Origin of the sequence: Veillonella sp. ZSJB6 (assembly GCF_051549505.1) — a bacterium.
Lineage (GTDB): Bacteria > Bacillota > Negativicutes > Veillonellales > Veillonellaceae > Veillonella.
Window position 1 is genome coordinate 47,550 of sequence record NZ_JBPUGE010000005.1, and the last position, 26,087, is coordinate 73,636.

Here is a 26,087-nt window from a genome sequence, read left to right on the forward strand (position 1 = left end):
ATTATGCATAAAATCGGTATATTTTATTTATCCCTATTTTTCCATTCTCATTTACATTTAAGTATGACTTTTAATCATACCCTTTTAGTTACTCCCTATTAAATATTTTCTAACACATAAAAAGCCCTCTAGTGATGTAACTCTGTCGAGTAACCACTAGAGGGCTTATATTATCCAAGAATACCAGATTTAAGAATAAGACGTACTGCCAACGCAAAGACGGCAACACTCATAAGGGCAAGGATGGATTTTGCTTTCAAACGTTTAGCAATGCGCGCCCCTGCTTGAGCACCAAAGATAGCACCAATACTAGTAGGGATAGCGATACTAAAGACGATATGATTTTCGATTAAATGTGTTATAACACCTATCGTTGTAGATACAGCAAGGATAGATTGGCTCGTAGCCGTAGCCATATGGGTTGGGAACCCCATAAGATAAATCAAGGCAGGTACATGGATGAGGCCACCGCCGATACCAAAGATACTGGAAATAAAACCTACAAAGAAGCTAATACCAATACCGATAGGCTTACTATAGGTTAGCTGATCAAGGGTAAGGCTTTCTTCCTTCCGCTCCCCTTTGCGGAAATTCTTAAACCCAATCAATCCAGAAGCACAGAGCATAAAGCACCCAAAGGCAAACATAAAGCCTTTACCAGAAAACCAACCAGACATTTGGGCCCCTAAAATGGCGCCTGGAAGGGTTGCTAAACTAAATACAATAGCTGCGCTGATGAGTACTTTTTTCTGTTTAATATAGGCAATGGATCCAGAAATCGCATTACACATAACAGAAAATAGCGATGTCCCTACAATCATGGATGGAGACCACTCAGGGAACCAATACATAAAGAGAGGCACAAATACAAGCCCTCCACCAGCACCGATGATAGTGCCTAGCATAGCGGCTAAAAAGCCAACTATGGTAAAGAAGATATAAAATACTATAATATTATCCAACATAATGGGGCCTCCCTTTACTTAGATTGGAAAAAGCTCTTTGCTATATCTGATTCGATTGGAAAAATTCTTTCGCTGCTTTTAATCGTCCTCGTTCACAAGAGACTTGTAGTTCGTCACCTGGTTCAAGTTTTACATCCCCTAACGGCACAATGTATGTTCCATTGCGACGAATACTTACGATGAGTGTCCCATCTGGCAAGGCCAAGTCTTGTAATTGTACATCTGTATAATTCGCTACTACAGGTACCTTCGTTTGGAAGAAAGTTTGTACAGACTCTAAATTGTTTTGACCACTCATGGCTTGTAATAAAGAATCGTAAATAGGCGGTTCTTTTAACAACTCTGCCACAAGGTAGGCCACCAGTGTAACGATACCGATGGCGTAAATATTGGAGAAACTATTCGTCATTTCAAGAACGAGCAAAATCGCCAAAATTGGTGTTCGCATAGCCGCCGCTAACATGCCGCCCATGGCGCAAATAACGAATTGCGGTACAAAATCAGGAGCGATGATACCCACTGATGAAAGTAAACTTTCACAAAAGGCACCTGCCGAAGCCCCTATAACGAGCATGGGCAAGAATATACCGCCTTGCGCACCACTGCCATAGCAGAAGGTAGTAAGCAAAATCTTGCCTAATACGATGCCCCCTAAGAGCAATATACCATGAGATTGAAAGGCTAACTGCCCCACAAGATCATTGCCACCGCCCAAGAGGAGTTGCGAATCATAGCCGATGACGGCCACAGTTACAAAGGTAAGAGCCAATTTCAAGAACCGAGAGCATTTAAGCCATTCAAAGAACTTCTTAAATGCAAAGATCATGCGACAGAAGAACACCCCACAGAGACCCATGATAACGCCAACCATAAGAAGGACTGGGAAGTACTCAAGAGGAACCCCTGAAGTCACCGAAAAGCCAAGGGCTGGTTCGAGACCGAAGATACTAACCGTAATGTAGTTAGAAATCAAGGTAGCTACAAAAGTAGGTACAACGAGGTAGGGATAAAAGCTTTTATGGACCTCTTCAAAGACGAACATCGCCCCCGATACAGGTGCACTAAAGGCAGCAGTTAAACCTGCCCCTGCACCAGCAGAGGTTAATATGCGCTGCTCACGCAGTCCTGAATTCATCCAATAGGACACAATCTTGCCGGCAGAGCCACCAATTTGTACGGCTGGGCCTTCACGACCTACAGAAAAGCCGGCAAAACCAGTCAACACGCCACCAATCATCTTGGAAGCCAGCGTCCGATACGGCTTCATATCAAAGAGTCCCAGCATTTCCCCTTCAATTTGAGGAATGCCAGAGCCCCCAGATAATGGAGCCCATGCGAGCAATCGATCTACGATAAAGGCAAAGATGACCATCATCACAAGCCATCCTATGGCCCATTCCAGGGTAATACCATCCATCAAATGCCAACGAATATGCTCTGACTCAAGGATCAAATAGCGATAGGTAGCACCACAAAAGCCTGCAATCACACCTACAAGAGCCCCCTTTGCAATGAGCTCCGTCAACAGCATACGATTCATGGACATATCTGCTAAGGTAGAACTGCGCTTATTAAATTTCCATAGCTTCATAACATCCTCCTTAGCAATGACCAAATCTGACGTATTATCTAATAATATATATATACAACCGAACTATGTATTCATATCCTTAGTATACTTATGTAAACCACCATTTTCAAGAAAGGATTACGTATCAAACAGCAATCTCACTAAACTGGAGATAAAATCCGAGTCACAAAACAGATATCTCTTCAAACGCAAAGCTAGCCACCTCTAACATGAGATGGCTAGTTTTGTTAAGCAAGTGTGTAAATGTATTTTCTTTACATATTCGGAGGCATCTGAAATATGTAAAGATTCTAAAGATGTAAAGTTCTTAGGGCTAGAGCTAGGCATCATTTAGACTATTAGATTATTTAGACTAGCAAAATATTTAGACTAGTTAAATATTGATACCATATTATAGTATTAAATCCTATACATCATAAAACACTATATGCTATCAAATTCTAAAATTCCTTAGAATATGGATTCATAGATACCGATGATTTCTTCCATAGATGCATCTCTTGGGTTACCAGGTGTACATGCATCGTTGAAAGCAGATTCAGCGAGGAATGGGATATCTTCACGTTTCACGCCAGCTTCGCTAAGGGATTTAGGAATGCCTACATCATCAGCTAGTTTTTGGATCACATCGATAGCAGCTTGACGATATGTTTCTTGATCCATGCCGTCTACATCAGGAACGCCCATAACGCGAGCAATTTCACGATATTTTTCACCTGTTGCAGGGGCGTTGAATTTCAATACTGCTGTTAACAGCATGGCACACGCTTTACCATGCGGGATATCGTATACAGCACTCAATGGATGTGCCATGGAGTGAACAATACCAAGGCCTACGTTGGAGAAGCCCATACCTGCAATATATTGACCAAGGGACATAGCTTCACGACCTGCGAAGTCACCAGCTACGGCGCTACGTAAGGAACGACCAATGATTTCAATGGCTTTCAAATGAAGCATATCCGTAAGTTCCCATGCACCTTTAGTAATGTAACCTTCTACGGCATGAACGAGGGCATCCATACCGGTAGATGCGCAAAGACCAGTTGGCATCGATGCGGACATATCAGGATCCACGATGGCTACGATTGGGATGTCATGAGGGTCAACACATACGAATTTACGATTCTTTTCAACGTCTGTAATAACGTAGTTAATCGTAACCTCTGCAGCCGTACCAGATGTGGTAGACACAGCTATAATCGGCAAGCATGGATGTTTTGTAGGTGCCAAACCTTCAAGGCTACGCACATCACTGAACTCAGGATTTGTAATAATCGTAGCAATAGCTTTACTTGTATCAATAGCACTGCCACCGCCTACAGCAACGATAGCTTCAGCGCCTGCCGCCTTACAAGCAGCCACACCAGATGTTACGTTTTCAATGGTTGGATTCGGCTTAATATTATCATATACATCGTAAGCAATGCCTGCCGCATCAAGTAGATCTGTTATCTTTGTAGCTACCTTAAACTCAAATAAATCAGGTGTCGATGTAACAAGAACCTTTTTAAAATGGCGATTCTTAATTTCGTTCACAATCTCCTGAATCGCCCCTTGTCCAAAATAGGACGTACCGTTCAACATAATTCTCCGAGCCATATACAATCACTCCTAGCAAAAAAATAAACCGATTGAGAATAACTATACTAAGTAATTCTCTATCGGTTTATAAAAATCCTTGAAGCTGTGTTATGTATACACTATATAATCATTGTAATAATTCTAAGGTTTGTTTCCATTGAAGTGTTAACTCCATTCTGGCTAGGACCTGATTAAACTGTATAACAGGTAACGATTCACTTAAAAGTATTAATTCATTAATTACCTCATCAATAATACACTTGTACGATATTCTAGGCAATAGTAATCTTAAAGATATTAACACTCCATATACTGAAGATTCACTGCCTTTTGGAGTTTGTACAAAATAATATGTTAATTTTTTAATAGTTTTCTTTGGACCTATAATTCTATGGTTATAAAGTCTGTCTCCATGCGCACATACATTTCTATAACCCACAAGAACATCTAGTATTTCACTAAAAACAGGTATCAAAGTAGATGTTGGATCAGTAATAGATACCTTATACTCACCAGTATATTCCTTATGTATATCTTTTAATATTCTCTCTTGTATATTAGGTGTAATTAATTTATAAAAATTAGTAATTTCACCGAATGTAAGTTTTGTTACCAATACCCATAATGGTAAATCTTGATGTGTTGTTAAATAATGAGAAAACATCGTATGTCTCGCATTACGTTGTGTAGCATTAGATAATTTAGAGACTAATTCCGTCGCTTTTGGTAAGTTTGTTTTAGAAAAATTATTTACATTCAAATGACTAAATTCAGATGTATATACCTCCGAAAAACGATAAGATACTTTAGTACAAATATTTTGTTCAGCTTGCAATAGAGCTTTTAATAAAATAATTCGCAAATTACGATCAAAACAATATAATCCATATATTTGAAAGAATGTTGTCCCAGTTACATAATAGTCATCACCACTATTTAATGTTGCATTATTATCTAAAAAAATGTCTTTATATCCATTAATTACTGCATAATAGTTATCTCTCGCTAAAATTCTTTTAACTCTACTACCTTCGCTCCCCTTTCCAATTGTAATATTTCGTTTTCTCATCAAGCGTAATAGGGAATCTAAAGACTTAAACGGCTTAGACATAAGTCCCTCCTACAAACAAAAAAGCTCGCCGACCCTTGAGTCGACGAGCGTTGTACGTTGCCCGTAAGCTTCGCACAGTTTCTCTGTGTAATAACTATAACAAAGTTCTCCCTTGAGTGTCAACTCAGATTCGATTTCAATGAATAGTACTTCCACTTTCTATATTCGTTATATGATTAATTAATTCCTGCCAACAAAAACAAATAGTCTAAGAAATTTTAGTTATCTTCATAAGCAAGATTCGTTTCACAGATTCATCGAGTCGTTCTTTGGAGATTTGGCCGTCTTTTACAGCTTTCATAAGGCCATTGTACGCCTCTTGCATGTGTTCGTACTCGTGGCATACAAGCAAGATATCACTGCCAGCCAAAATAGATTGAACCGCCATATCGCCGAAGGTGTAGTGTTTAGCAAGAGCGCCCATATCCATATCATCCGTTACGACAACGCCGTTATATCCCATATCCTTGCGCAACCAATCTGTAATGATAGCTTTAGATAGACTAGATGGATGGTCTGGATCGATTTGAGGATACATCGCATGAGACACCATAATTGCATATGTATTCGGTTTAGACTGTTTAATGAGGTCTACAAATACCTTTGTATCTTCATTCAACAATGTCTCTTTAGACACTGGCACAACACTGGTATCAGCATGTAAATCGACATCCGTTTTACCAATACCTGGGAAGTGTTTGTAAGAATACCACAAGCCCGCTTCATCATAGGCCTTGCCTACTGCACTGGCATAGCGTACGACCTCATCAGGGTTCGTACTAAAGGAACGGCCATAGGTTAAGCCCAAGTCTGCCACAGGAGCAAAGTTAATGTTGAATCCCAGATCTTTAAGTTCCGTACCAGACTGTTTGGCCAAGGATACCGCCTGCTCAATAGGCTCCTTGCCTAACTCTTCAGCAGGAGGAACCTTGATGAGCTGGTCCTCCATGCGCGCTACGGCACCGCCCTCTTGGTCGATACCGATGAATAATGGCGTTAAACCCGCGCTTTTACCAGTTTTATTAATATCCGCAATGAGCGACTTCACTTGATCTTTGGACTCCATATTACGGTCAAACAAGATAATGCCGCCCACGCGGTACTCATTGATCATAAACTTAGCATCATCATTCAATGTCTTGCCGTGGATGCCAATCATCAACAATTGGCCCACCTTGTCTGCATCAGACATATTAGCCACTAATTTATCCACCTTTTGCTCTGGTGAAAGCTCGCTCTGAGCCACAGATTCATAGGTGACAGGCTCCGCCTTAGAAGTAAATGGATTATGTAAACCGCAACCCGTTGTGAGCGCCAACGCGCCGATCATCGTAGCTGCTACGATACGTCGAAACATATATACCTCCAAAATCTCTAAAAAGTATTATGTATAGTATATCAAATAATAAAGACAACCCCAAAACGCCAATACATCTCGTGAATCGTTAGCGCAAAAAAGACTATTACCCAAAACCTACGAATATATACCGTATTGGTTTGAAGTAATAGTCTTTATATGAATTAAGGTCAAACTTACGCTTAACTGTTGCTTAATCTTAAATTTTACTTAGTTTTAAATTTTACCTTGCTCTTTCATTTCTGCTAAGAGCTTAACGATGCGAGGGCCACAGCCTTTACCACCGCAAGCGCCTGTGCCGGCACGTGTTGCTTCTTTTACCTCAGGAAATGTGTGAGCGCCATTCAAAATGGCTTCCTTAATCGTTTTACGTGTAATGCTACGGCATGTACACACCTTTGTAAGCTTGTCCAGAATCGCCTCTGGTACTTGGTTTTCTTCAAAATCCATATGTATTCCTCTTCTATTCACTTGAATATCTATATCTGTATTAATTGAAAGTTTCAATTTGATGTATCCATAGACATATCAAAATAGTAGATAAAACTGCTATATCAATCGTGTCTAGCGATACCTGAAACACCAATATATCGAAAATTTACGATTTCTATACTTAGTATATCATACTTATCGAATTATATCGATACTTTTTAATATAGTGAGGAAGATGAACTAAAGTCCTTACCATATAACGCTTACAAAATAACGTTTACGATACGCTCAAACAATTGCAAAATAGTTTGTTGTAATGGAATGAAAATCTTACTAGCAATTGGTGTATTAAGTACCAAGATCAGCAAAATCAAGCTTACAAAGCTTAAACGTTCTAATGTAAATTGCCAATTACCAGGTAATAAGCTTGTAATAATACGACTGCCATCCAATGGTGGTATTGGCATCATATTAAGAATGGCAAAGTTAATATTATATACAACAATCAGTGTCAGTATTAATTCTAATGATTCATTCGTCAACAAGCCATAGCTTTCAAGAAAACGAAGAGCTAAGTAGCCTAAAAAGGCCATCAACACATTAGATGCCGGCCCCGCAATAGATACTAAAGTTGAATCTGTACGAGGATCGCGGAAATTAGATGGATCAATCATTACGGGCTTAGCCCATCCAAAGCCACCGATAAGGAAGGCTATAGAGCCAATTAGATCGAGATGTGCCACGGGATTCAATGTCAATCGCCCCATAGAGCGTGGCGTAGAATCGCCGAGCATATCAGCTACCTTAGCATGAGCAAATTCATGTCCTGCAGCTGCGATGATAAGCGCTGGTATGGACGCCAAAATCATCGTTAAACTAATACCAGAAAATAACATAAAACTCCTTTATTGTTTAGCTTCCCATGCAGTGTAGCCATCTTGAATGCAACGAAGGGCATTCAATGTACGAGGGTAACCGATGTACGGTACGCATTGGGAGGCGATGTTAATCAAATATTGTTTGCTGTTGCCTACGTTCAAGTTGCCTTCTACGTGAGCCTTCATCTGAGGTTCACAGCCACCTTGAGCTGCCAAGAAGCAGAAGGTAATCATTTCACGATGAGCCACACTTAAACCTTTACGAGTGTAGTAGTCGCCAAACATATTAGCAAGCCACTTATTGATGTGGCGTGTCTCTTCAGGACCTTCTTGGTAAGAATTACGGATAGACTCACCAAAGATTTCAACTTGCTTTTCAACGCCCTTTTCAAGGCGAGATTCACTAGTGATTGTACTGCGAGACGGATCCACAACAGTTTCCCCACGATAGTCAAAAATCTTATTTGTTACCTTAAAGAATGGGCGTACACGACCGATGCCAAGATAAGGTACCGCTTGATAAAGGAGCTCTATTACTTCATCGGGAATCAAGCCAAAGTTAAGTGCTGCCGGTAACATCAACGCATATTCATCAACAGCAGATACACCTACAAGCGTGGCAAGGATAGCCAAGAAACGATCCTTGGCAGGCACATTGCGACCCTCTTCGGTAATAACTTCATCAAATGCAAAATTATCAAACAATACTTCAAACTCAGGGTCGATATAACCTGCAGGGGCTGCAATATCAGGGAACATTCGCTCCGTGTAGGCTTGAGCAAATTCAGATTTAGACATAGGAAACCTCCATAAACAACACTGGTGAAAGCTCAAAGGAGCTTTCACCAGCAATAGTTATGTAATTATTACGGCTTGCGCCATCAAATTATAAAGCTGGGAAAGAGAAATCAGTGCCGTATACTTCTTTCCAAGCAGCCAAGAACATGTTGTATTCATTAGAACCAGGAGTGATTTGGTACGCTTGACCATCTGGAGAGAAACGATATACAGTATGCAAGCTTGGGTGAACAATGTATTTGAACAATGTAGCTTCACCATATTGGTTGTTATGCATGTTCACTACATTGATACCGAATACGTAGTTACGGCTACTATCAATACCACTGAATTGGGATGCTTTATCAAAGAAGTATGTTTCAGAACCATTTGCACTATTTGGAACCTCTGGGTAGTTAGCTAAACCATTCCAGTTTGCTGCGTTAGCAACACCACCAACTAATAATGTACCGGCTAATACAAATGCGCCTAATAAATTTTTATTCATAATGCTCTCCTTTTGCCTTAACGGCATCTCACGAACAGGTCATACTCTCACATGACCTCAGTACAATACGTTATATGTATAGTATATCACATTTTATGAAAATATTAGATATATTAAATTAGAGAATGATGCATATGAGATCTTACTAAATTACACTACATTAGCGCTTAAGCTTCTCTGCTGTTCTAGCATTAGCGTTATCGATTGCGTCTAACAATTTGTTAAGCAACATGCGCAATTGACGCGTTTCTTCTACATCGAAAATCGGACCTGCAGATTCAGACAAGCGGCGCGGTACATGAACAGCTTCGTCACGTAATGCTTTACCAGTATCAGTAAGGGTTACCATAACGACACGTTCATCTTGACGACTACGCTTACGCTTTAAGAATGCTTTAGCTTCTAATTTCTTTAAAAGTGGTGTTAATGTACCGGAATCAAGGCGCAATACTTGACCTAGTTCTTTAACGGACAAATCACCATATTGCCACAATGCCATCATTACAATGTATTGAGTATATGTCAAATTTAACGGATCTAAGTGACTGCGATATGCATTAACAATTTCCTTCGCCACTACATAAAGTGGGAAGCTCAATTGGTTGTCTAATTTCATGTACTCTGCATCAGGTACATCTTCTTTATGTTTGTAACCTTCCAGTACGCCAATTTCTGCCATATTCTACCTCCATATGCACACAATAATCTACAAATTAATTGTACACAATTCTACAGCAAGCAGTCAACGTAAAAAATCTACTTTGTCCACAAATTTTTAAATTTGTCAATTATTTAATATATTTTTTCTTTTTTATTAAAGAAACTAGTGGCTCTATAGAATTCATGGGGCAAAATTATGACATACGACTACCAAATAATTGATAAAAATTTTTTATATCAGACTTAAGTCTTATAGTTTTAATATCAGAGTTCAGTCTTATAGTATAATAAAGAAAATAACAATTGTATTTCTTCTATTACATTCCCTATCTAACAGGAGGTTACTATGAACACATTAGAATGTATTAAAACTCGTCATAGTACGCGTAAATTTAAAGCAGATCAAGTATCTCGTGAGCTTATCGACCAAGTACTCGACGCGGGTCGCCGTGCCCCATCTGGTGGCAATACACAATTAACACATTTCATGGTCATCACAAATCAAGACGTGCTCAACGAACTAGTAACGCTTGTGCAAGAGGAATACGGCAAAATGCCGATTACGGAAAATACATTGCCATACATGGTGAACATCATTAAAATGTCCGCTGAAGGCAAGTTTGTATTCAACTATGGTGCACCAGTTCTCATCGTACTCGCTAGCCAAGCAAACTATGCGAATAACTTTGCCGATGTGTCTTGTGCAATGCAAAACATGATGCTTGCTTGCAATGAGCTCGACCTTGGCAGCTGCTGGGTTAACCAAATCCGTCACCTTCAAGACAACGAACGGATCCAAGCTAAAATGCGTGAACTAGGTCTTAAAGACGGTGAAAAAGTCTATGCGAGCCTTGCATTTGGATATCCAGACTTACCAAATGGCCTCAACCGCCGCGAAATCGAAGCCAAAGGCTATCCTGTAACCTATATTGATTAATGACAACTAGAAACTACCGATGTCATAGTATGATTGCTGTAGCAAATAATTAACTAGGATAAACCTATAAATTCACATATAGTATATAAATATATTCATATGTAATATTAAAAAAGCGCTATCTATCCTACAACTCTAATTGAGTTCCGTTAGGAATAGATAGCGCTATTTTATTGACTATATTAGGTTTAGCTCATGACGCGTTATCAATCAAATCAGTAAATAAATTTTAATTACCCTTCAAATACGCGTTTGCAAGCTGCTTTTACAAGAAGACTATCGCCATACAATAGATTTTTTAATAACACTCAGCCTATGCCAAATACCCATAATGGTGCGTTAAAATAACTATTTATCATAATTAAAAATAAAACATAGTCGACTTTTAGTCATACATGGTATGATAAAAAAGACATTTTGTAGAAAGGATGTGTGATGATGTCGATCTTCTCTCCAGCTCCTCATATCGAACGATTACCAGAGGGGCAAATCGATTCCACCTACAAACGTCTTCGCAAAGAAGTCTTTGCAGGTACTTTTATTGGTTATGCTACATTCTATTTGATCCGCCAAAACTTTAGTTTGGCTGTTCCGTACATGATTGCTGAGTACGGTTACACTAAAGCGGATCTTGGTATTGTCATGACCCTCTTATCCGTAGCGTACGGCGTAAGTAAATTTGTCATGGGTAATGCGTCTGACCGCTCTAACCCAAAATACTTCTCCACAGTAGGTCTATTGCTCAGTGCTTTAGTTATGTTATTATTCGGCACCTTACCTGGTGTTTTAAGCAGTATTCCTATCATGTGCGTGCTCGCCTTCTTAAATGGTTGGTTCCAAGGCATGGGCTATCCTCCATATGCGAAAAATATGGTAACTTGGTTCTCCCGTTCTGAACGCGGCGCTTGGTGGTCCTGGTGGAACGTATCCCACAACCTTGGTGGCGGTATCATCGCACCCCTTGCTACGTTAGGTATCTATCTATTTGGTACATGGCATAGTATTTTCTTCTTCCCTGCTCTTATTTCTATCGTGTTAGCTGTGGTTACATTCTTCTTGTTGAAAGATACACCTCAATCCTGTGGCTTGCCACCTATCGAAGAATACAAACACGAACCAGTAGCAGCTGAAGTAAGCGATGAAAATAAAACTACTTTCAAAGAAATCTTCTACAAATATATTTTGCATAACAAATACTTATGGTATCTTGCAATTGCAAATATCTTTGTATACTTCATCCGTTATGGCGTAGTAAGCTGGGCTCCTACTTATTTGACAGCTGTAAAAGGCTTTACAAAAGAAGGTTCCCGTTGGGCTTACTTCTTATACGAATGGGCTGGTATTCCAGGCATGCTCGTAAGCGGCTATTTGAGTGACCGTGTATTCCGTGGCCGCCGTGCGCCAGCTACTATCTGCTTCATGCTATTCGTTATCTTGGCAATCCTCGTTTACTGGTTCAACCCAGCAGGCAATATCCTTATCGATAACTTAGCACTTATCGCTATCGGCTTCCTCATCTACGGTCCTGTTATGATGATCGGCCTTCAAGCAGCAGACATGGTACCACGGGTAGCAACAGGTGGTGCTACTGGTCTTACAGGCCTTCTTGGTTACCTCATCGGTTCCGCTGGTGCTGGTGCCTTCATGGGTCTCATGGTTGACCTTTATGGTTGGGATGGCGGCTTCGTAGCCCTCGTTGGTGCATGTATCCTCGCTATCGTATTCCTACTTCTCACACTTGGTGATAAATCCCAAGCAAAAGAACAGTAATCTACAACTAACAGTTGTTTGAACACAAAAATCCCCTAGTAACACATCGTTACTAGGGGATTTTATTATGTCTAAAACTATACACTGCACTACATTCTATGCTACGCATAAAGAACTATTGAGAACTTTCAAATTATACACGAGACCAAGTCGCGCCAATCCGTGCAACGCAACAGCCGTAACAGGATCCATGAAGCCAAATACACCAGCACCGATAATGGCGATATGGAATACAATGGACACGATGAGTAAACCTAAATGAGACTGCTTTGTTCCTTTTGAAAGCTCTGATACGGGAGATGCATCATCCACAAGAGAGCCCATCATGAGCGCCACTAAGATAAGCTCCAAGGAACACGGGCATAGTACCAATAACAAGGTTACAGTATGTATGAAATCCTGTGTCAATGCAAAGGAACCCATAGATAATAGCAATACAGCCACAACAATAACAGATGAATAATTGTTAATGCCCTGACGCATAGCAACGAGTTGAGATGGCATGGCAGGAAGCATATCATCATCTAAGGTATAATGTGACTCGCCTGTGATAAGCTGTTCCAAGAAAAAGCCAGCCTGTACGATGAGGCCCACATAGGCCGCCGTATGATAATCGCCAATGGAAATGAGCGCTACCATGGCCACAACAATAAGGAAATTAGCATGGATCTCTAAATGCTTCAAAATACTTTGAACGCTATTAATGAGCAGCGGCAAACCACAAACGAGAACCGTCACCCAAGCCAAGTCAATAACAGGATTGAATGACTCTGTGATGGCATCTAATAGAATAAATAAAACACCTAGCGCCAAAATAGCACCTTGCGTGAACAACGACACCTGCGCCGATAAAGACTGTAAAAATTTCATATAGACCTCTATACACTAGAACCGGCCTTACTTACTCCGGAAATAAAACAAAAACAACACAATATTAATTCAGAACTCTCTATACCTAAATTAATTCAAAACCCTATGAACCTAAATTATCTGATAAATCTATGTACCCATAGGGGTATATCTACAATGTAACCATTATACAAAATATGCGAATTATATACAAATCATTTTTTTCGATAAATGATAAAGAACTACAATTTCTTTATGTAGTACCAAAAGAATAAATTTATAAAAATGACTTCAAAGCTATGAGCTTTATTTGAAAGCTCTTATTTCTTTATTAGACGTAGAAAGAACAGGTCCCTAAAAACGACTTAGCTCGCTATGGAGGCTTTTAGGGACCTGTTCTTTCGGTTAACTAATATGAAATTAGAGCTTCAACGCCTCGATCCATTCTGCTTCTTTAAAGCCAACGAGTACTTTGTCTTCAAGAACCAAGATAGGACGTTTCACAAGCATACCATTGGATGCTAATAAAGCGAGTTTTTCTTCTTCGCTAAGGTTTGGTAATTTATCCTTCAATTGTTGTTCACGATAAATCATACCAGATGTATTGAAGAATGCTTTTAAATCTTTACCAGATTGTGGATACCACGCAGCAATTTCTTCAGCTGTAGGATTTTCAGACTTAATGTCACGATCTGTGTATTTAATATTATGATCATCTAAGAATTTCTTTGCTTTTTTGCATGTTGTGCATTTAGGATATTCAACAAATAACATAGCGTCTCCTTATAGTAATACATAATGTTATAACGATATATTTATAAGTTAAGTGTACCAAATATATCGAAAATTATCAATATCTCATTGACAGTCTACAGGTTCTAATGCATTACAATGATCAATAGAGCTTAATACTTCCTCCATCCCTGCACTATGCTTTGCGGTACGTAAATCAACATCCATCTGCAACCGCAAGAAATATCCTTCAGAAACACCAAAGTATTTAGCTAAACGTAGAGAGGTGTCTGCTGAAATAGCTCGTGTCCCATTCAAGATTTCCTGAATACGCGAAACAGGCACATGTATATCTTTAGCTAATCGATATGCAGATAGTCCTAATGGCTCCATAAACTCTTCTTTCAATATTTCACTGATGGTAGGTGTTGGAATAAACTTGTCCATATATATTCCCTCTCTATTAATGATAATCTATAATTTCTACATCATAAAAACTATTAATATCTTTCACTTTAAAACATAATCTATACTGGCTATTAATCCGTAAACTATACTGGCCAAAGCGATTGCCTTGCAATAACTCTAATCAGTTACCAGGTGGCCACCTTAAATCCTGTATCGATTCAGCATTATCTAATAATATTAGCTTACGAAGAGCTAATCTTTGTATAAACGGTGAAAAGCGTTTAGAAAAACTCTGATGGTAAACCTTTTCTGTTTCCTTATCTTTAAATCCGATAATCATAGAACCTCTCCTTTGATTATACCTGTTTTACAGGTATAACTCAATAATATATACCTGTATTTCAGGTATATTGTGGAATAACTTTATTCTATAAATGATTTCGGTAAAAGATTTCTCTAAAACAGCACTCAAATCCTACTGTTCTTCTGACTCTATTGGTCACCTATTTCGGAATGTATCTACTTCTAGTCATCACTTGAAGATCAGCAAATATTAGTACTAACTTTTATAATGGCTACAAATATAAAAAGTCCTATATTCTCTAGACTCTCATGTGCAAAGTACAGCAGTGAAAGGTTAGAGAATATAGGTCTCTTATAAAATCTATATATTATTTTTCTTAGTATTCATAATACGATTTACATTAGAGCAAGAATGTAAGCCCCATAGCTACAAAGATGGCTGGTAATAGGTTCGCAATGCGGATTTTACCAGGCCAGATGAGGTCAATACCGACGCAGAAGATCAGAATAGAGCCCACGTAGGATAGGTTATCGATGGCACTCGGTGTCATCAACGGTGCCGCAATGTGTGCCATAGCTGTAATGATCCATTGCGTAATCCCTACAGGAATAAAGGAGAACAACGCACCCTTCCCCATAGAGGATACCATCACCATAACAATGATACCGTCTAGGATACCTTTTAATAAGAGCGTTTGGTAATTACCCGTTAAGCCGTCTTGAATAGAACCTAGTACTCCCATGGCTCCCACTGTAAACGTAAGGGATGCCGTAATAAAAGCGTGCGTAAACTGCGGATCGCCAGTGTTCCCAGTTTTGGCTTTCACCCAGTCGCCAAATACAGTAATCCAACGGTTAAGGTCGATAAGCTCGCCAATTACGGCGCCTGCCACCATGCTAATGATCATCAGCATAGGCCCCGTCGTTTGTATCGTTCCGTTCACGATGACTAGCATATACTGCATGGCACCGCTCATCCCGAGGAGGAGAACAATAATGCCGCTCACCATCATGAGCGTCTGTTTCAAATTTTCTTTCATAAACCGACCAAATGCGAGGCCGCACAAGCTGCCGGCTATGATGAGGCCAATGTTAATGGCCGTGCCCAAACCAATCATATATTTCCCTTTCTAAATTGTGAAAGTAATAGCTTATTTCATCATCAGTATACCAACTATATCGAAATAAATCAATTTATCGTGGTATACAACCAATCTATGCCGTTATATGGCCCTAGATAAAAACATATAGCAAAAAGCCCCTATCCCGTAAAGGATAGGGGCTTCATGTTGTGTTTATAGCTTTGAGAGAGAAGTATATGAGAGACCCGCTTTGGAGAGAGAGAATATATGTGTTTGTATATAAAGCGGGCCGACATATGATGGAACGCTATCTTTCCATCGACTATAGTGTACACCTTAAAGTGCGGTTTAACACAAGTTCAATTTTGTAAAACCAATCATGTATAAAAACTATTGTTAACTAACGATTATACAAATACGTTACAACCTGTATTAATCCTCAGCGTCTACAGGCAATTGAACAATATCTGCGGTCTTATTAATCTCGTCAAAACAAGGACAGTCCTTACCGTGATCGTTGATAAGGCCACTGGCTTGTAGATGGGAATAAATAGTAACGGGGCCTACAAACTTAAACCCGCGCTTCTTTAGATCCTTACTAATCCGTGTAGACAGACCATTCTTTGCTGGCACATGCCCATCGGGATGGCTTTCATAAATAATTGTTTTATTACCTGTGAAAGCCCAGATATAGTTGCAAAACGAACCAAATTCATCTTGAATACGTTTAAAAGCAGAAGCATTATTGATGATGGCCTCAATTTTAGGGCGAGACTTGAGCATGCCCTCAGTCTCCATAATCCGTTCTATGTCGCTTTCACCATAAGCAGCAACCGCATCAATATCAAAGTGATCAAAGCATCCCCGAATGATGTCTCGTTTATTCAAAATCGTGAGCCAACTAAGACCACATTGGAGACTTTCAAGACAGAGATGCTCAAACTGCAATCGATCATCATGAATAGGACGGCCCCACTCATGATCGTGATACGCCTGATACAAGGGCGTCGTCGGCCATTCACAAGTAGCCACTACACACCTCCATGGGCCCAGACGAGGACATCATACATGAGCGCTACCACGAGGCCCATCACGAGATGACCACCCACATAAAACGGCACAAGATAATAGATAAACAGCAATAGTGAATGTAAGGCTCTGCGGAGCCATACAATCGGTGTAGACGTACCGCCGCCCACCTTGCCATCAAGCCAATTATGGACGATATAAATAGGTGTCCCTAATCGGACAATCCAGTCGGGCATACGCTTTCTAGGATTGAGTCCTGGGCAATACAAAATCACCAAGGGCAACGCCACCGCATCAAGGATGAGCAGCACCGTTAAGGTCAAGGAGAATAAATCTATCTCGCCTTCCCACGTCAATGGATGAGCTATAAAGCGGAGCGCCCATAAATAGGCTTTATATACGATATACGGTTCTAATAGCCATAATAAGGGCTTCACTACACTCATGGGACTACCTACGCCAAACACAAAATAAGAAAACTACGCATTCGCGTAGTTATTTTTGATACTATTATTATATCAGATTTTGCACTTTTTGTGGGGTTAAAATTCATAAAATTTTATCAAAATATACAATTTATAGTAGTTCTCAATGAAAGAACCCACTATATAAGCTATTCCTCACCGTCAGCTCATATATACTGATTTTTCATCAATTTTATGACTTATTTTGATAAATCACCCAAAAAATTTAGTGTAAATTACACCATAAAATCTAGTGTAAATTTCACCATAAAACCTCACGCAAACAACTAAGAATTTGCATCAATATCATGTGGCGTTTTTAGCCCATGCCCTATGTTATTATACATACAGGTAGTAAATACCGTCTCACTTTCTCCTTTTGAAAAAATAATAATGCAAATAAGGCAGTCCTGATGGACTGCCTTATTTGTATATTACATAGATTGTCTATTTCTCTATAGCCTCAACTATTTCTCCGATGTACATATAGTGTGGTTCCCAACGATCACTGCCAGCTTTTGTATATTCAGGAGGATTGGATGCATAATACTCTTTTATTTTATCCGCTAAATGTGCTTCATCGAATTGATGTTCGTAAAGCTTTTTGCATACAAAAGTTAACTCTGCTTCTTCAAACATGACACCATTATCTACTGCAACTGGTGTTAAACCCGAATTAGCCACCTTATCTTCATCGCGGCCAGAATGAGATCCTAAATAACCAAGAGCCTTACGGTGACTTTCAGGCAAGAAACTAACGGTGAACGTATCATATTTCGCCATGAATTCTTGGGTATAACGAGCTGGATGGATGTACACAGTCACTGTGGAAAGATCATTACCAACTAGACCCCACATGTTGCCCATGCTGCCCCAACTAACAGTACAAGTATTAAAATCCTCAGGTGTACCAGCTGTAACAAGAGCCCAACGTTTTTCAAACATAGTAAATGCTTTATAATCTTTTGATTCAAATGGTTTCATAATAACCTCCGGTTTATCTTATTTCCCAACCTCGTCTAACTATCCTAACCCCATTATATAATGCACTAATATACAGTACAATAAGTATTATGTAATATAATTATACTTAGTAACATAACCAATGGATTATGACAGTATCAATAGATATGAGAGTATAAACGGGAGATACTACCATGACAAAACTACCACTATTAGCGGGTGCTTTTATGATAAGCACTATATTATCACCAATAGGAGCCATCGATGTTAATATTCCTGGTGCAGATTCAAAGATTCCAAAGGATGCCTACGTAAACTACCAAGCCACAAATCCTGATATTGAAAAGGATGTAGCAAACTATGTGGAAACACTAAGGTTAAAAGACAAGGCTAACGGTATTAGTAAAAACGAAATTGAGTATGCTAAAGCTTCCTCTATATATCGCGGTCAACATTACCATAATACAGTCATCTCCATTCATGACCAATACAACCAAATTCGGCTTTCATTCCCAGTAGCGGGCCAAAAAAGTGATTATGATATAGGACGTTACAAAAACCCAAGTCGAACCATTGAAGACTATCGGGTTTTAACCGATAATGGAAGTCTCAATTTAGAAATTGACTACGCAGATTCCAAAGACTACGACTGGCGCAACACCAAAATAGCTTATGAAAAGTTGACAGATAAAAATGTTCGTGACTTCTTTCTAGACAAGGCCAAACAAAATCCGGCAAAACAGATTTCTGATATAAAGGGCTCTGTATTTTCATACCCAACTCTGACCTACAGCACTTGGGATAGCATGAAGATGCCACACTTTGAAAACGGTAAAAAAACAACTCTTACCATCGACACGATCAATTTTAAGTTTAAGAACTATAACATGCGTCAACCCTTATATCATGCAGGGTTTGTCTATTATAATAACAACCCCGTTCTGAACAAAGTTCCTACAGATAAATTATTGGCTAATTATGTGCTTCCCTCTGTGCAAAATCTAAATGAATTAAATCAATATTCACGCATAGAAAACTTAAACGGTGTACAATACCGCGTACCAAAAGATGCTATATACATAGGTGAGGAAAAAGGCACCGAGTACCAAGATATTAGATACTACAAAAAGGGGAACATAACATTCTTTGTTTCTACTAATAATATTCCTAAAAACCCATATGCGCGCGATCTTGTTATAAACGGTCATTACAATTTTAAAATTAATTTAGATACGTTCTGGGATATTTACTATTACCAACCAACATCAGATTATATTAATTATACCGTTATATGGAATAATAATATTCCTGGGCTATCCACACACATCTATACACCTCATAAGGATGATCACATCCTAACCTTTCAATCCTATGATGGGACCTATAGCTTTACCTATATCATCTTTTACCCAAGTTTTTTACATGCTGAGGAAGTTCAAAAATTACGGAATATGATTGAGTTTTTTGAGTCTACCAATAATCCTAGCTTTAAACTAAAAGAGCATGTTTTATTCCCAGATACAGAGGAGATCCATGCCCATTAAAACATCGTTCAAAATCTAATAAGATGTGTAACCAAAACAGCCAGTACTGCAAATCGCAATACTAGCTGTTTTTCTTTCTCTATTTCTTTTTATGCATAAGTGTATCTACACATAGATAAAATATTAGTTAATCTTTAAGGCAATCTAAAGACATCAGCCTCCCAAATGTACTTCAACGCAGGAAACTCTTGCTTATGCGGACGATTGATCAATTTTGCCATTTCTACCATATTACGAATATCATGATAAGACGTCTTCACCGCATTGGCTTTATAAGCAACTTCAATGCTGTACACATATTTATCATCACGGATTGTAAAATATGTATAATTAATACCATTATCAAATTTTACACTGCCACTAAATGCAGGCACACCATTACGCCAAATGGTCGCATTATCATTAACTGAATACGGGTATTTTCGGCTCATCGTATCCATCGTAGAAAAAGCACTTGAATAAAAATGTTTTTCATCATTTGGAAAAATCAGACGGCGCTTAATCAGCTGCACTATATCGCCCACCTTATAAACGCGCGTTTCCTCACCATAGGATGTAGGCTCATAATCGGCTTTTCTCGTACTATTCTTGAGCACACGATATTCAAAGTTTCCCCATTTCTCAACATTAGAATAGCGATCTATCGCTTTTGTATCCTCTACCGATGGAATCACATAATTCGCTAAAGCCCCTTCTGCATACCTAATATGATCTGGATTGCCATTACCACGATTTATGATGTTAACACGATACACATGGTTCGTATCACTAGGCAAGGAAAACTCAACACCCGTACTCGTACGCAGCTCAGCTTTCTCTTCTTTTCCAGGGATGCGTGTCATAATCCCATACTTCTGCTGCCATTGACCATTTTTTACCGTTTTATATGTGAAAGTACGATCCGTATAGATAGTCTTATCATCCACATCGACTACGATATCTGCATTCATACTTTTAATATAATATTGAGGGATACCATTTACGACATTAACAACGGAATTAGTGTTGTCATTAATCACCTTACTTTCAAGACTTGGATAAGGCATAGAAAAGCGAATATGCTGTGTATCATCGTCAAAGATGAACACCGTACTTTGATTAGCTTGGCGTTTTAAAAACTTGGCATTACCATCCATATATGCCTTAGCTTGCTCTACCGTTCTACGCCCATTTTTCACAGTCTGCGCTACCACAGGGCCTGAGCGACGTCTAAACTGAGCCTCTACCAGATCCATATCAACACTATTATACGAATAGCTTTCATAAGCAGTATCAGGCACCATGGCATCTCCACCAGGAAGATTTATATTGGCAGCATGTACTGTTACTATAAGACCAAACGAATAAAGGCCTATTAAAATCGCTCTTTTAATCATACAATTCCCTCAATATAAATAAGTTGTATATAAAGACTATCCCTCTATGGCCTCAACTACTTCGCCGATATACATATAGTGTGGTTCCCAGCGATCTTTGCCAACTTGGGTATACATAGACGGATTTGCTGCATAATATTCCTTTACGCTATCCGCTAAGTGAGCTTCATCAAATTGATGTTCATACAGTTTTTTACATACAAATGTTAAATCTGCTTCTTTGAAAGTTACCCCATCGCCCGCTGCAACCGGTGTTAAACCAGAGTTAGCCACCTTATCTTCATCGCGGCCCGAATGAGAACCCAAATAACCAAGCGCCTTGCGATAGCTTTCAGGAAAGAAACTAACGGTAAAGGTATCGTATTTAGCCATAAACTCTTGAGTGTAACGAGCCGGATGGATATACACCGTCACCGTGGACATGTCACCACCATTAGGGCCCCATACGTTGCCCATACTACCCCAACTAACGGTACAAGTATTAAAATCCTCAGGCGTACCAGCTGTAACAAGAGCCCAACGATCCTCAAACATAGAAAACGCTTTATAATCTTTTGATTCAAATGCTTTCATAATGACCTCCGGTTTATCTTATTTCCCAACCTCGTCTAATTCTCCTAATCACATTATATGATGCATTAATATACGATACAATAAGAATTATATTATACAAATATACGAATAAACTAATAAAATCCGAGCTAATTCTATGAATTAAAAGCTCGGCTTTTTTCATAGATATGGTAAGAATATAATCATTTATAAATTAAAATCTTGCTGACTTTATCGCCTTTTTGTTCAAATTGTATTCCATGCATCATATCAGTTCGATAGCGGTATTTCCCATAAAACCATCGATTGTTAGTATCCACTAAATCGGGTCTGCCATATACATTAAGGACTTTTCGCATGGAGTCGCCTACGGCAATGCCTCTATGTGTTGTAGCATCGCGATTCTCGATCATCATATAGGTAACAATAGGACCCACACCATCCATTTTAAAGTTCCCAAATGTAACACCACCATAGGTAAGTCCTCTACTTGTCTCTTTAGTTGGTTGCCCTAAGCTAGCTTTCACACTATCAAAAGTATTACCTAATGAAACACCAAGGACCATCATATCCTCATCTGGCAAGGTAGTACCTACAATTTGCCCACCCGCATAATGAGTATACTGCTCAGCTTTGGGCCAATCATAAGATTGTTTCGCGGCATTCGTTTCTAGACGGTCCCAAGTTTTACTCAGCCAACTCGCATCAGCTTCATAACTATAACCACTTACCAATTGCAGGCCTATAACAAGCCCCATAACCATATATTTTGTTTTCATAGTCTCTCTCCTAAAATTTCTTATAATTAGCTCAAACTACATTCACTATATTACACACTATTGATTCAATAGCTTAACCCACTCCATATACCAAGGAATAAATATAGGTCCACTTTCTAGTTTCTCTTTATAGGTTCCATCTTCTCTCCATTGTGGACCGTTTCTAAGTTTGACTGCATCATCAAAGCCTACATATTCAATCATATCTCTCCACTGTTTATGTGTATAAGAGGTCTTACTTTCATCATAATTAATACGATAACTGTAAAAGTACACAGAATCTTTCACCACATGACGGAGATAAGACGCTCCATTAGGCTTGTAAGAATCAATCAAAGAGCCTGCGATACCATTATTCCATACGACTGCATATTGTGTAGGTGTTTCTAAATCATTATACTTTCTCAAAAAAGATAATATTGAACTCTTGATGACCGTTCCATCTCGTTTTTCACCCAATATTGAGGTACGCACTACACGTATCTTGGAACCTATATCCTCATAGGTTCTCACATCATATTGACTATTCTCTACAGCTTCACTCACTAACTTTGCAGTCTTAGGAACACGATAACTGAAATTTCCCCAATGCTCAACACGACTATAATTATCTAATCCAGACAAGGATTCTATAGATGGAATAATATAATTACTCATCACAACTTCCGGTGATTTATCCTGATACGGATCCTCCGTATTAACCCAACCGCCATAACTAATCCCATAGGTAGTCTTTGAGTCATTCGGTGTAAACTCCGTATACATTACATGGGCATTGTTTGACATTAGCTTCCAAGATGCATCGTGCAAACCTGGATATGTATATTTCCCTTCTTTTTCAGCATATTTATTGAGCGCTTTACCATGTGGAGGCCCTACTACTAAAAATGAACTAAGGCTTCGTACAGCATATAACGGCCCTTTTCCAGACTTAGACTCTACAGTATCTCCACGAAAGCTAATGTTTGGTACGGATAATCGAATATTCTTATCCCCTTCATGAATCAATACAACGGTAGACTGAGAATAATTTGCTAACTCCAACGCCTTAGCCAAACCAGGGCGTTCTCGATACAACTTATCCATCCCAGATGTAGGATTTACAGGTTGTGATTTTATAAATTCACTATAATCCTCTGCATTCTGCTCCGCTATCTCATTAATATGACGATAATTCTCATATGCATTGGCAGGAATGCTCGCGTCTGCCCCAGGCATAGGCGGCTGCCCGGCTGGCACTTTGATTTGCACAGCACTTACATTCATGATGAAAGCAGCTGCTAGTGCCATCATAATTACACTTTTACGTAACATAAAGCCCTCTCTTTTTCTTCTCTCATATTACAACAAAATAAGCACAACCTTGTTAGCATAAGTATACTATGCAAACAAGGCTGTGCCTATTATTAATAATTTTATAATTTAGTATATATAAGTTATGTGTATATATTTAGTATTTATATGGTTTATCTCTATTTGACGATATATATCTTTATCCCTATAATATAAGAAGATAGCCAGACGAGTCGAAACGTCAGGCGCATCTCGAAAATCAAAATACTTAGGAAATGGCCTTTCTGTTTACTTAGCTACCATGCGGTAACGGAGGGCTATTTGCTTTTTGTAAGGCAAATAAGGGCTACTAAGGCTCCAAAAACAATGACAATAGCCAGTACTTGTAAGAGGAGCATGATTATTTCATAATCGCTCATAGACTAACGTTTGAAATAGATTAATAGTTTACCAGTGGAATGCTTAACACAGTAGAGACGACAATTAAGATATACACCACAAAACATAGTTTTAACATAAGCGCTAAACTGACAAACAGGACTTTATAGATAGGTGCGTCTTGTTTCTTAGATCGTATCCAATCTTTAATTTTATAGTATATTTGGGGCTTGTTAAAAGCTGGCGGTAATCGCTTACACCATAAAACAAGCCACAGAATACAGCATATATTACCAAAGATAAAGAATAGAAATAGACCAAAATGCTCCAATGAATATACTTTCAATACATAAATATTATAGAGTAGCTGAGCAAATGTCTCTACAAAGTTAATCCATAAATAGACAAGATAAGCCTTAAGCAAAAGCACTAATATAGTTTTGATATATTTGAGTTTACTCATTGGCACTCTCCTAGCTAATATCATGAAACTTAAAAACAAAATTTCTTATTGAGTTAATATTTTAATCCATTCCATATACCACGGATTAAAGATTGGATCCGCATCAAGCTTCTTTTTATGGCTATTACTTATACGCCATTGAGATGCCTTTCGTAAACTTTCAACATTATCAAAATCTACATACTCAACCATATCGCGCAATTGTTTATGCTTATACGAAGATTGGCTTTCATCATAATCAATGCGATAACTATAATAATATTCAGAATCCTTTGTAAAATGGCGTAAATAGGATTCCCCATTAGATTTATAGCGATCAACTAGGAAGCCTGGAAGACCATTATTCCAAACTGTTGCATACTGTGTAGGAGCCTCAAGGTCACCATATTTATTCAAAAATGCAAAAATTTGTTTTTTTGCCAAACTTTTATCAACAACATTAGGGTCTATTTGAAAGCGTAATACACGGATCTTGATTCCTGAGGCTTCATAAGTACGAACCTCATATTTGTTATCTTCCATAGCCTCGCTCACGAGCTTAGCCTTTTTAGGAATACGATAACTAAAATTATCCCAATGTTTAACATGGCTATAATTATCCAGCCTAGATAGAGATTCAATAGATGGAATAATATAATTACTCATTACCACTTCAGCTATTTTATCTTGGTATGGTTCCTTCACATCACCACCTCCAAGATATGTAATACCATAGGTAGTGTTCGTGTTCTTAGGCGTAAACTCTGTATACATTACATGTGTCTTCGCTTTAAGGATTTTCCAAGATGCATTTTCTAAGCCTGGATATGTATAGATACCTTCATTATGCATACGTTTACTAAATTCTTTACCATGTGGTGGCCCCACCATCAAAATACTTGTAAAACCACGAACCACAAATAGAGGACCATCACTTGATTTAGATTCAACCGTGTCTCCACGCAAGCTAATATTTGGCACAGATAAACGAATATTATTCTTTTTATCATGAAGTAAGATGACAGTAGATTGTGAGTATTCCCCCAGCTTAACAGCTTTAGCCAATCCAGATTTCTCTTTGAAAACCTTTTCTATCGCAATGTTAGGTTTCTCTACGGTCTTCTGTACTTTAGCACTAAATGCCTCTGCTTCTTGTATCGCCTTTTCATTACTATGGGAATAATTTTCATACGCATTAGCAGGAATGCTCGCATCCGCCCCAGGCATAGGCGGCTGTCCGGCTGGCACGTCGATCTGTACAGCGCTTACATTCATGGTGAAAGCAGTTGCTAATACCATCATAATTACACTTTTACGTAACAT

At 38.8% G+C, this 26,087-nt stretch carries 26 protein-coding genes; 3 read left to right on the forward strand and 23 right to left on the reverse strand.

What is annotated here, in order from left to right; genetic code table 11:
* Positions 1-170 precede the first annotated feature (170 nt).
* The 10 genes from ACSV5T_RS07155 to ACSV5T_RS07200 form a co-directional block, all read right to left on the reverse strand.
* Positions 171-965, reverse strand: a complete 795-nt coding sequence (locus ACSV5T_RS07155) for a sulfite exporter TauE/SafE family protein (protein WP_295781121.1) — start codon at positions 963-965, stop codon at positions 171-173.
* A gap of 40 nt (positions 966-1,005) precedes the next feature.
* Entirely contained in the window at positions 1,006-2,556 is a 1,551-nt protein-coding gene (locus tag ACSV5T_RS07160) for a ClC family H(+)/Cl(-) exchange transporter (RefSeq protein ID WP_438320650.1), read from the reverse strand.
* A 450-nt stretch (positions 2,557-3,006) separates the two neighbouring features.
* A complete protein-coding gene (fucO, locus tag ACSV5T_RS07165) occupies positions 3,007-4,158 on the reverse strand; it encodes a lactaldehyde reductase (protein WP_438320651.1) in 1,152 nt (383 codons plus the stop codon).
* A gap of 109 nt (positions 4,159-4,267) precedes the next feature.
* Positions 4,268-5,251 (reverse strand): Abi family protein, encoded by a 984-nt coding sequence (locus tag ACSV5T_RS07170; RefSeq protein ID WP_295826137.1) that lies wholly within the window; start codon positions 5,249-5,251, stop codon positions 4,268-4,270.
* A gap of 208 nt (positions 5,252-5,459) precedes the next feature.
* A complete protein-coding gene (locus ACSV5T_RS07175; RefSeq protein ID WP_438320652.1) occupies positions 5,460-6,608 on the reverse strand; it encodes a glycoside hydrolase family 3 N-terminal domain-containing protein in 1,149 nt (382 codons plus the stop codon).
* A 216-nt stretch (positions 6,609-6,824) separates the two neighbouring features.
* Entirely contained in the window at positions 6,825-7,058 is a 234-nt protein-coding gene (locus tag ACSV5T_RS07180; RefSeq protein WP_024047871.1) for a (2Fe-2S)-binding protein, read from the reverse strand.
* Positions 7,059-7,303: 245 nt separating this feature from the next.
* Positions 7,304-7,936, reverse strand: coding sequence for a site-2 protease family protein (locus ACSV5T_RS07185; protein WP_295230887.1), 633 nt, complete (start codon positions 7,934-7,936; stop codon positions 7,304-7,306).
* 9 nt (positions 7,937-7,945) lie between these two features.
* A complete protein-coding gene (locus tag ACSV5T_RS07190) occupies positions 7,946-8,716 on the reverse strand; it encodes a carboxymuconolactone decarboxylase family protein (RefSeq protein ID WP_295869663.1) in 771 nt (256 codons plus the stop codon).
* A gap of 88 nt (positions 8,717-8,804) precedes the next feature.
* Positions 8,805-9,203 carry a hypothetical protein gene (locus ACSV5T_RS07195; RefSeq protein WP_105089942.1) on the reverse strand — a complete coding sequence of 133 codons (399 nt, stop codon included), beginning with the start codon at positions 9,201-9,203 and terminating at the stop codon, positions 8,805-8,807.
* Between the two features lie 160 nt (positions 9,204-9,363).
* Positions 9,364-9,882, reverse strand: coding sequence for a MarR family winged helix-turn-helix transcriptional regulator (locus tag ACSV5T_RS07200; protein ID WP_295230882.1), 519 nt, complete (start codon positions 9,880-9,882; stop codon positions 9,364-9,366).
* A gap of 327 nt (positions 9,883-10,209) precedes the next feature.
* Here ACSV5T_RS07200 and ACSV5T_RS07205 point away from each other — a divergent pair, with 327 nt between their 5' ends.
* Both ACSV5T_RS07205 and pgtP read left to right on the forward strand, forming a co-directional pair.
* The gene (locus ACSV5T_RS07205) at positions 10,210-10,800 is read left to right on the forward strand and encodes a nitroreductase (RefSeq protein ID WP_438320653.1); all 591 of its coding nucleotides are present in this window, start codon (positions 10,210-10,212) and stop codon (positions 10,798-10,800) included.
* A 438-nt stretch (positions 10,801-11,238) separates the two neighbouring features.
* Complete coding sequence (gene pgtP, locus ACSV5T_RS07210; RefSeq protein WP_105089945.1) at positions 11,239-12,570, forward strand: phosphoglycerate transporter protein PgtP; 1,332 nt, start codon at positions 11,239-11,241, stop codon at positions 12,568-12,570.
* Positions 12,571-12,666: 96 nt separating this feature from the next.
* On the opposite strand, the gene ACSV5T_RS07215 is transcribed toward pgtP, so the two are convergent.
* The 8 genes from ACSV5T_RS07215 to ACSV5T_RS07250 form a co-directional block, all read right to left on the reverse strand.
* Positions 12,667-13,440 carry a hypothetical protein gene (locus ACSV5T_RS07215; RefSeq protein WP_105089946.1) on the reverse strand — a complete coding sequence of 258 codons (774 nt, stop codon included), beginning with the start codon at positions 13,438-13,440 and terminating at the stop codon, positions 12,667-12,669.
* Positions 13,441-13,839: 399 nt separating this feature from the next.
* Complete coding sequence (locus ACSV5T_RS07220) at positions 13,840-14,193, reverse strand: Spx/MgsR family RNA polymerase-binding regulatory protein (RefSeq protein WP_005384960.1); 354 nt, start codon at positions 14,191-14,193, stop codon at positions 13,840-13,842.
* An 84-nt stretch (positions 14,194-14,277) separates the two neighbouring features.
* On the reverse strand, positions 14,278-14,598 hold the full coding sequence (locus tag ACSV5T_RS07225) for a HigA family addiction module antitoxin (RefSeq protein WP_105089947.1): 321 nt from the start codon (positions 14,596-14,598) through the stop codon (positions 14,278-14,280).
* 142 nt (positions 14,599-14,740) lie between these two features.
* Positions 14,741-14,899, reverse strand: coding sequence for a type II toxin-antitoxin system RelE/ParE family toxin (locus ACSV5T_RS07230; RefSeq protein WP_438320655.1), 159 nt, complete (start codon positions 14,897-14,899; stop codon positions 14,741-14,743).
* 364 nt (positions 14,900-15,263) lie between these two features.
* Positions 15,264-15,980, reverse strand: coding sequence for a DUF554 domain-containing protein (locus ACSV5T_RS07235; protein ID WP_005384954.1), 717 nt, complete (start codon positions 15,978-15,980; stop codon positions 15,264-15,266).
* A gap of 396 nt (positions 15,981-16,376) precedes the next feature.
* Positions 16,377-16,976, reverse strand: a complete 600-nt coding sequence (locus ACSV5T_RS07240; protein WP_438320657.1) for a DNA-3-methyladenine glycosylase I — start codon at positions 16,974-16,976, stop codon at positions 16,377-16,379.
* Positions 16,976-17,419, reverse strand: coding sequence for a hypothetical protein (locus ACSV5T_RS07245; RefSeq protein ID WP_039968845.1), 444 nt, complete (start codon positions 17,417-17,419; stop codon positions 16,976-16,978). Before ACSV5T_RS07245 ends, ACSV5T_RS07240 begins: the two co-directional genes overlap by 1 nt.
* A 465-nt stretch (positions 17,420-17,884) precedes the next feature.
* Positions 17,885-18,421, reverse strand: a complete 537-nt coding sequence (locus ACSV5T_RS07250) for a flavin reductase family protein (RefSeq protein WP_438320659.1) — start codon at positions 18,419-18,421, stop codon at positions 17,885-17,887.
* Positions 18,422-18,594: 173 nt separating this feature from the next.
* Between ACSV5T_RS07250 and ACSV5T_RS07255 the strand changes: the two genes are divergently transcribed.
* A complete protein-coding gene (locus ACSV5T_RS07255) occupies positions 18,595-19,944 on the forward strand; it encodes a hypothetical protein (protein ID WP_438320660.1) in 1,350 nt (449 codons plus the stop codon).
* 134 nt (positions 19,945-20,078) lie between these two features.
* On the opposite strand, the gene ACSV5T_RS07260 is transcribed toward ACSV5T_RS07255, so the two are convergent.
* From ACSV5T_RS07260 to ACSV5T_RS07280, 5 genes are all read right to left on the reverse strand, one after another.
* A complete protein-coding gene (locus ACSV5T_RS07260; RefSeq protein ID WP_438320661.1) occupies positions 20,079-21,320 on the reverse strand; it encodes a hypothetical protein in 1,242 nt (413 codons plus the stop codon).
* Between the two features lie 36 nt (positions 21,321-21,356).
* The gene (locus ACSV5T_RS07265) at positions 21,357-21,893 is read right to left on the reverse strand and encodes a flavin reductase (protein ID WP_438320662.1); all 537 of its coding nucleotides are present in this window, start codon (positions 21,891-21,893) and stop codon (positions 21,357-21,359) included.
* A 182-nt stretch (positions 21,894-22,075) separates the two neighbouring features.
* Positions 22,076-22,651, reverse strand: a complete 576-nt coding sequence (locus ACSV5T_RS07270; protein ID WP_314097062.1) for a TonB-dependent receptor — start codon at positions 22,649-22,651, stop codon at positions 22,076-22,078.
* A 57-nt stretch (positions 22,652-22,708) separates the two neighbouring features.
* Positions 22,709-23,965: a hypothetical protein gene (locus tag ACSV5T_RS07275; protein WP_438320663.1), complete on the reverse strand. Its 1,257-nt coding sequence runs from the start codon at positions 23,963-23,965 to the stop codon at positions 22,709-22,711.
* 865 nt (positions 23,966-24,830) lie between these two features.
* Positions 24,831-26,087, reverse strand: a complete 1,257-nt coding sequence (locus ACSV5T_RS07280; RefSeq protein WP_438320665.1) for a hypothetical protein — start codon at positions 26,085-26,087, stop codon at positions 24,831-24,833.